The 7361-nt window shown below is 74.8% G+C and carries 6 protein-coding genes; all 6 read right to left on the bottom strand.

What is annotated here, in order from left to right; genetic code table 11:
• On the bottom strand, positions 1 to 1103 hold a 1103-nt coding region (locus BLS21_RS22650; RefSeq protein WP_245700690.1), incomplete at its 3' end, for a DUF1972 domain-containing protein.
• 242 nt (positions 1104 to 1345) lie between these two features.
• Positions 1346 to 2833 (bottom strand): sugar transferase, encoded by a 1488-nt coding sequence (locus BLS21_RS22645; protein ID WP_245700688.1) that lies wholly within the window; start codon positions 2831 to 2833, stop codon positions 1346 to 1348.
• A 199-nt stretch (positions 2834 to 3032) separates the two neighbouring features.
• On the bottom strand, positions 3033 to 3620 hold the full coding sequence (gene pth, locus BLS21_RS22640) for an aminoacyl-tRNA hydrolase (protein WP_091223771.1): 588 nt from the start codon (positions 3618 to 3620) through the stop codon (positions 3033 to 3035).
• A gap of 59 nt (positions 3621 to 3679) precedes the next feature.
• Entirely contained in the window at positions 3680 to 4384 is a 705-nt protein-coding gene (locus BLS21_RS22635; RefSeq protein WP_091223796.1) for a 50S ribosomal protein L25/general stress protein Ctc, read from the bottom strand.
• Positions 4385 to 4807: 423 nt separating this feature from the next.
• Positions 4808 to 5788 carry a ribose-phosphate diphosphokinase gene (locus BLS21_RS22630; protein ID WP_091223794.1) on the bottom strand — a complete coding sequence of 327 codons (981 nt, stop codon included), beginning with the start codon at positions 5786 to 5788 and terminating at the stop codon, positions 4808 to 4810.
• Positions 5789 to 5835: 47 nt separating this feature from the next.
• Positions 5836 to 7332 (bottom strand): bifunctional UDP-N-acetylglucosamine diphosphorylase/glucosamine-1-phosphate N-acetyltransferase GlmU, encoded by a 1497-nt coding sequence (glmU, locus tag BLS21_RS22625; protein WP_091223769.1) that lies wholly within the window; start codon positions 7330 to 7332, stop codon positions 5836 to 5838.
• Between the last annotated feature and the right edge of the window lie 29 nt (positions 7333 to 7361).

Genomic DNA, 7361 nt, shown 5'->3' with positions numbered 1-7361 from the left:
CGCCGCCCGGCCAGGACACGGGCGAGCTCCTCGTAGCCGGCGGCGACGGCGTCCCAGTCGTAGCCACCGGCCAGCTCGCGGGCGCGCCGCCCGGAGCGGACGACCCACTCGGGGTCGGCCTCCACCGCGACGACCTCGCGGGCGACGTCGGCCGGGGTGCGGAAATACCGCCCCGCGTCGGCGACCACCTCCCGGTTGAAGCCGACGTCGAAGGCGGTCACCGCCGCGCCGGCGCCGATCGCCCGCAGCAGCGAGGGATTGGTGCCCCCCACCGAGTGCCCGTGCAGATAGGTCGCGCAGTTGGCGTACAGCTGATCGAGCAGCTCCTGGTCCCAGACGCCGCCGAGGAAACGCACCCGGTCGTCGGCCAGCCCGTGCACCCGGGCGGTGTACTCGTCGGCGTAGGGCGCCGAGCCGACGACGACCAGCGGCTTGCCGGCCGCGCTCGCGGCGTAGCCCTCGACGATCACGTCGACGTGGTTCTCCGGCTCGAACCGGGCCACCACCAGGTGGTAGCCGCGCGGCTGCAGGCCCAGCTCGGCCAGCCGGTCCGCGCCGGGCTCGATGAGCGGCGCGCCGTAGCTCAGCAGCGTGGTGGGGGCGGCGAAGGCGTCGCGGTAGTAGTCCGCGATGCCCTGCGCGTCGGCGATGAGCGCATCGGACCAGCGGACGGCGAGCGCCTCGGCGGCCCGGTAGTACCGCCGTCCCGCCCCGCCCCACTTGGCCCGCTTCCACTCCAGGCCGTCCACGTGGGTGGCGACCGGGATGCGCGCGGCGCGCAGCGCCGGCAGCAGCGGCGCGTTCGCCGCGTTGAACAGCACGGCCGCGTCGGTGCGGTGGGCCACCAGGTGGCGCACCGACAGGGCGGTGTGGCTGAGGGTCTCCAGCGACCGGCGGCGGGCGGCCGGCAGGTGCACCAGCTCCATGCCCAGGTGCGCCGCCGGCGGCGCCTCCCGCGCCCCGGGGGCGGTGCGGCAGTACACGACCACCCGGTGCCCGGCGTCGGCCAGCCGGCGGCCGATCTCCTCCACCGCCGTCTCGAAGCCGCCGTACCGGGCCGGCACGCCACGCGTGCCGACCATGGCGATGCTCAAGTGGTCCACTGGGCCTCCGTCTCGCGTCCGAACAGCTCGGACGACGTGTGCGTGCGGGACGCGCGGGTTCCGTCGTCGCCCTCGGTGAGCATCGACGGACGCCGCGCTGATGGGGAGGTGTGCGGCGGGTGCCCTCACCCGCACGGGGCACGCCCGCGCAGGCGGTCCCCTCCGGGCCCCGCGATGGGGCAGGGCGGCCACCTTCAGGGACCCGCGGCGAGCCTGCGAGGCGTGGGGGAAGGGTGGTCCTCTCAGTAGGCCCCGGAGCTGCTCACCACGGCGCGCACGGTCTTGACGAGGATCAGCAGGTCCATCGCCAGCGACCAGTTCTCGACGTAGCGCAGGTCCAGCCGCACGGACTCCTCCCACGGCAGGTCGGAGCGCCCGGAGATCTGCCACAACCCGGTGAGCCCGGGCTTGACCAGCAGCCGGCGGCTGACCGACGTGTCGTAGCGGGCGACCTCGCCGGGCAGCGGCGGGCGCGGGCCGACCAGCGACATGGAGCCGCCGAGGACGTTGAACAGCTGCGGCAGCTCGTCCAGCGACAGGCGGCGCAGCACCCGGCCGACGGGGGTGACCCGCGGGTCCACGCGCATCTTGAACAGCAGGCCGTCGGAGATGTTCTGCGCCTCGAGCGCGTCGACCTGGCGGTCGGCGTCGACGACCATGCTGCGGAACTTCAGCATCGTGAAGGCCTGCCCGTTCACGCCCACCCGCTCCTGGCGGTAGAGCACCGGGCCGGGGCTGGTCAGCTTGACGGCGAGGGCGATCGCGAGCAGGGCCGGGGCGAGGAGCACCAGCGCCAGGGCGGCGACCGCGCGGTCCAGGCCGCCCTTGACCACCCGCGGCCAGCCCTCGAAGCGCGGCTGCTCCACCGACAGCAGCGGCAGCCCCTCGAACGGGCGGATGTGCAACCGCGGGCCGGCGACCTCGATGAGGCCGGGCGCGACGAGCAGCTCGATGCCGGTGCCCTCCAGCTGCCAGGACAGCGAGCGCAGGTACTGCGAGGCGGTCTCGCTGGCGGAGGTGACGGCGATGGTGTCCGCGCCGAGGGAGCCGGCCAGCGTCAGGACGTCGTCCAGACCGGCGACCGGGACGCCGGCGACTCGGGCCACCCGGTCACGGTCGTCGGGGGTGACGCAGGCGGCGACGACCTCCAGCCCGGCGAACCGCTCGCGGCGCAGCCGGTCCACCAGCTCGAGGGCGGCGGTGCCGCGCCCCACGACGACGACCCGCTTGGTGCAGCGGCCCTGCGCGCGCAGGCCGCGCAGCGCGCAGCGGGCGGCGAACCGGCCGAGCAGGGTGCCCAGGGTCAACGCGGGGACCGCGCCGACGACCAGGGCCCGGCTGAGGTCGAGGTCGGCGGCGTAGGAGACGAAGCCGGCGACGGCCAGCAGCAGGAAGCCGGCCCTCCCGACGGCGCGGTACTCGTCGCTGCCGGTGCCGAAGACCCGCTCGGCGTGGGCGCCCGTGGCGTGCAGCAGCGCCGGCCAGACGACGACGAGGCCGACGGTGGCCCAGAACAGGACGGTCGTCGGCGAGGCGTGCGGGTGGGTTCCGAGGACGGTCCAGGCGGCCACCACGGCGGCCACGACCTCGAAGCCGGTGAGGGCGCGCGAGTACCGGCCGGCCCAGGCGGCGCCGCCTCGCCACAGCCGAGGACGGCGCAGGGTGGACGGCGGTTCCGCGAGCACGCGGGACGCCGTCCCTAGTCGGACGGTGGACTGGTCGAGCAGCACGGTTCCCCCCGGACACGCGTGACAACGTGTAGTCGGCGTCACTCGTGCGCGGGCGCTTGCTCGCTTGTGAGCAGGGAGTTCGCCCGGGCACGGCGCCCGACGTCGGATCGACCATCACAGCGCGTCACGGGGGGGTCAATGCAGGGAGGACCCGTTCACCCGTTGGGGACGGCGGGTCACCCACCCGGGGGCCGCCCGGTCAGGTGCGGGGGTGGACGACGTTCTGCGCCGCCTCGAGGCCCTGCGCGAGGAGCTCCTCGGTCGCGTCGGCGGCCTCGGCGACCAGGAGGTCGAGCTCCTTGCGCTCGGTCGCGGAGAAGTCCTTGAGCACGAAGTCGGCAGGGTCCTGGCGGCCGGGCGGGCGGCCGATGCCGACGCGCACCCGGAGGTAGTCCTTCGTTCCGGTGGAGCGCGAGATCGACCGCAGGCCGTTGTGGCCGCCCTCGCCGCCGCCGCGCTTGAGCCGCACGCTGGCGAAGGGGATGTCGAGCTCGTCGTGCAGCACCACGAGGTCGGCCGGCGGGATGGAGTGGTAGTCGAGCAGACCGCGGACCGGGCCGCCGGACTCGTTCATGTAGGACGTGGGCCGGGCCAGCACGACGCGGCGGCCGGCCAGCCGCCCCTCGCCGATCAGCGTCCGCGCCCGCTTCCCCTTGCCGGGGGACAGCTTCACCCCGGCGCGGGCGGCCAGCTCGTCGAGCACCATCGCGCCGACGTTGTGCCGGTTGCCGGCGTAGGAGGGGCCGGGGTTGCCCAGCCCCACGACGAGGAACGGCCCCTCGGACACGGCCGCAGGGGCGCCGGCATCGCCGGCGCCCCTGCGGGTCGAGCTATCGGTCAGGACGCTCAGCCCTTCTCGGCGGACTCCATGGACTCGCCACTGCCCTGGTCCTGCGGCTCGGCGACGACGTCGCCCTGGCCGACGCCCTCGGCGGGCTCGGCGGACTCCTCGCGCTCGATGCCGGCCTCGGCCTCGGCCTCGGCGAGCTCGGCTTCGAGGGCCTCGGCGGTCGGGGCGCCCAGGAAGCCGATGACGAGCGCCTCCGGGTCGGTGACCAGCGTCGCGCCGGCGGGCAGCGCCAGGTCGGCCGCGGTGATGTTCTGCCCCGCGGTGTGACCGGTGACGTCGACCTCGATCGTCTCGGGCAGGTTCGTCGCGTCGGCCTCGATCGAGACGGTGTTCAGCTGGTGGTTCGCGATCGCGTCGACGCCGGGCTCACCGACGATGACGATCGGCACGTCGACGGTGGTCCGCTCGCCGCGGCGGACCAGGAGCAGGTCGACGTGCTCGTGGACGCGGGTCAGCGGGTCGCGCTGCACCGACTTGGTGAGCGCCAGCTCCTCCCGGCCGTCGAGGACGACGGTCAGCAGGACGTTGGAGCCGCCGTTGCGCAGCGCCGCGGCGAACTCGCGGGCCGGCAGCGACAGGTGCACGACGTCCTGGCCGTGCCCGTAGAGGACGGCGGGGACGCGGCCGGCCCGGCGGGTGCGGCGGGCGCTGCCCTTGCCGAACTCGGTGCGGGCCTCGGCGACGAGGCGGAAGTCAGCCACGGTGGTGTGCTCCTCGGGGAGGTGGATCCGGGTCGGTGGCCGGCACACGGCGCGGCACGCCCCTGGAGGGCACACGCACGTCGATCACGGAGTACGGCGGACCGTCTCCCTCGCCGGGCAACTCATCGAGGATACCTCAGCGCCCGACGACCCCGCGTCCGGCACCGGGACGACAACGACGGGACGTCGCGGCTCAGCGCCGGCCGGGGACGGCACCTGGCCGCGGGGTGGACCGGTCGCGGGGGCCCGGAGGGTCTCCCGACCGGTCCACGGGCAGCGGCTCAGCGGCGGCCGGGGACGGCACCTGGCCGCGGGGTGGACCGGTCGCGGGGGCCCGGAGGGTCTCCCGACCGGTCCACGGGCAGCGGCTCAGCGGCGGCCGGGGACGGCACCTGGCCGCGGGGTGGGCCGGTCGGCCGACAGTCAAGACGCGCCGCCGAAGAGGCTCGTCACCGAGCCGTCCTCGAAGACCTCCTTGATCGCGCGCGCCAGCAGCGGGGCGATGGACAGGACGGTGAGCTTGTCGAACTGGCGGGCCGGCTCGATGGGCAGCGTGTTGGTCACGATGACCTCGCTGACGCGGCTGTTCTTCAGCCGGTCGACCGCCGGGCCGGAGAGGACGCCGTGCGTGGCACAGACGATGACGTCGGCGGCGCCGGCGTCGAACAGCGTCTCGGCGGCCTTCACGATCGTGCCGCCGGTGTCGATCATGTCGTCGACCAGGATGCAGACCCGGCCCTCGACCTCACCGACGACGCGGTTGGCGACGACCTCGTTGGGCCTCATCGGGTCGCGGGTCTTGTGGATGAAGGCCAGCGGGACGCCGCCGAGCTTGTCGCTCCACCGCTCCGAGACGCGCACCCGCCCGGAGTCCGGTGAGACCACGGTGATGTCGCGGTCGCCCCAGCGCTCCTTGACGTGGTCGACCAGCAGGTCGAGGGCGAAGAGGTGGTCGACCGGGCCGTCGAAGAAGCCCTGGATCTGCGCGGTGTGCAGGTCGACGGTCATCAGCCGGTCGGCGCCGGCGGTCTTGAACATGTCGGCGACCAGGCGGGCGGAGATGGGCTCGCGGCCGCGGTGCTTCTTGTCCTGCCGGGCGTAGGGGAAGAACGGGGCGACGACGGTGATCCGCTTGGCCGACGCGCGCTTGGCGGCGTCCACCATGAGCAGCTGTTCCATGAGCCACGTGTTGATCGGCGCGGTGTGGCTCTGGACGATGAACGCGTCGCAGCCGCGGACGGACTCCTCGAAGCGGACGAAGAGCTCGCCGTTGGCGAACTCGTAGGACGCGGTCGGCGTCGGCGTCACGCCGAGGTGTCCGGCGATCTCCTCCGCGAGCTCGGGGTGGGCCCGGCCGGAGAAGAGCATCAGGCTCTTGCTGGTCGTCTGCCGGATCGCGCTCATCGGCTCGTCCACCCCTGCTCGTCGCGTCGGTCGGGCGCCCGGCGGGCCTACTCGGACGCCTCCGCGCGAGTGTCTGCCGCCGTCTCGGCCCCTGCATCCCCGGCCGCCTCGGCGGCCTGCGCGGCAGCCGTCCCGGGACGGCGCCGCCGTACCCAGCCTGCCACATTGCGCTGGCGCGCCCGTGCGACGCCCATCGCCCCCGGGGGGACGTCGGTGGTGATCACCGAGCCGGCCGCGGTGTAGGCGCCGTCCCCCACGGTGACCGGCGCCACGAGCATGGTGTCCGAGCCGATGCGCACGTGGTCGCCGACCCGCGTGTGGTGCTTCTCGACGCCGTCGTAGTTCACGAAGACCGTCGCCGCGCCGACGTTCGAGCCACGGCCGATCGTGGCGTCGCCGACGTAGGAGAGGTGCGGCACCTTGGAGTCCTCGCCGACCTGCACGTTCTTGGTCTCGACGAAGGCGCCGACCTTGGAGCCTGCGGCCAGCCGGGTGCCCGGCCGCAGGTAGCTGAACGGGCCGACGGTGGCGCGCGGGCCGACGACCGCGTCGAGGACGTGCGAGCGCACCACGCTCGCGCCCTCCTCGACGGTGGTGTCCACGAGGGTGGTGTCCGGTCCGACGACGGCGCCGGTGGCGACCGACGTCGTCCCCCGGAGGTGGACGCCGGGCTCGAGCAGCGCGTCCGCCGCGACGGTGACGGTGACGTCGACCCAGGTGGTGGCCGGGTCCACGACGGTGACGCCGGCGCGCATCAGGTCGTCGAGCACGCGGTCGTTGAGCGTGCGCCGGCGGGCGGCGAGCTCGCGGCGGTCGTTGCAGCCGAGCACGTCGACCGGGTCCTCGGCGGGTGCACCGCCGACCGGGGCGCCCTCGGCGACGAGCAGGCCGAGGACGTCGGTGAGGTACTGCTCGCCCTGGTCGTTGTCCTCGCCCAGGGAGCCCAGCGCCCGGCGCAGCGCGGCGGCCTCGCCGACGTAGACGCCGGCGTTGACCTCGCGGATGGCGCGCTGCTCGGGGGTGGCGTCGCGCTGCTCGACGATGGCCCGCACCGCGCCGTCGGCGTCCCGCACGATCCGGCCCAGGCCGGTCGGGTCGTCGACCTCGGCGGTCAGCACGGTGAGCACGTTCCCCGCGGAGCGGTGGGCGTCGACCAGCGACGTCACCGTCTCCGGCCGCAGCAGCGGGGCGTCGCCGTTGACCAGCAGCACGGCGCCCTGGAGGTCGGGGACGGCGGCCAGCGCCACCGCCGCGGCGTGCCCGGACCCGCGCTGGTCCTCCTGCACGACCGGCCGGGCGTCGGGGGCGACCTGCGCCAGGTGCTCCTCCACGGCCTCCCGGCCGGCGCCGACCACCACGAGGGTGTGCCGAGGGGCCAGCGGCGCGGTCGCGGCCAGGACGTGGCCGAGCATGCTGCGCCCGCCGAGGGCGTGCAGCACCTTGGGCGTCGACGACCTCATCCGGGTGCCCTGCCCGGCGGCGAGGACGACGACGGCGGCGATCCCGCCCTCGGGAGCGGCACCGGGCAGCAGCGGTTCGGACACGGATCTCCTCGGCCTCGGGCGTCTGTCGT

This window comes from Geodermatophilus siccatus (assembly GCF_900103785.1).
GTDB classification, from domain to species: domain Bacteria; phylum Actinomycetota; class Actinomycetes; order Mycobacteriales; family Geodermatophilaceae; genus Geodermatophilus; species Geodermatophilus siccatus.
This window is presented reverse-complemented; position numbering and strand designations above follow the sequence as displayed.